Below are 617 nucleotides of genomic sequence, written 5' to 3'. Positions count from 1 at the left end.
GTCGAGGTGGGCCTGCTTTTGCAAGAAGTGGAGGGCTTTGTGGGCCTCTGGGTTGATGGGCTGTTCGCGCAGGTTGAGGTTGAGCCAGCGCTGGATACTTATCTCTCCACGAAGCAGAGCCTGTCGCTGTTCTTGGCGGTGGGCGTCGGAATAACCGAGTCCCGTCATCAGGGTGTCGAGGTAGGTGCTGGCGTGGTAGACATCCAAGATGTGTCGGTGAACCCCCAGTTCGCCAAAGAGTTCGGCGATCCAGGCCGCCCCATCACTGAGGCCAATTAGGGTGTCGGATTGGCGAAGACCCGCATGGCGGAGCAGGCCATGCACCTGGGGGGCGAACGCCGTGGCGGTGGTTAGGGCACTCACGTAGTACCGCTGGCTAGGGCAGCGCATCGGGTACACTACCGCACTTTTGACTTCCCGCCACTCGATGCCGCCCTCCACCTGGGTCGCCACCAGACAGCCATCCACCTCCACACACCAGCGCCGGCCCCGTTCCCCCTCCCGTCCCTTCAAGGGCTGCTGCGCCAGTTGGGTTAGCCCTTCACGGCTCAGCCCTTGCTCGTGCTGCTCCAGCCGAATCCCCAGCACCTGCAACGAACTCTTGCCCACCTTCACCC

General features: G+C 63.0%; 1 protein-coding gene. It reads right to left on the bottom strand.

Annotated elements, in window-relative coordinates; all coding sequences use genetic code 11:
* Positions 1 to 617, bottom strand: a 617-nt coding sequence (locus tag NW837_RS15110; protein WP_414332439.1) for a hypothetical protein, incomplete at both ends; no start/stop codon positions are given.

The organism is Synechococcus sp. R6-10 (assembly GCF_047461815.1).
Taxonomy (GTDB): Bacteria; Cyanobacteriota; Cyanobacteriia; order Thermostichales; family Thermostichaceae; genus Thermostichus.
This window is presented reverse-complemented; position numbering and strand designations above follow the sequence as displayed.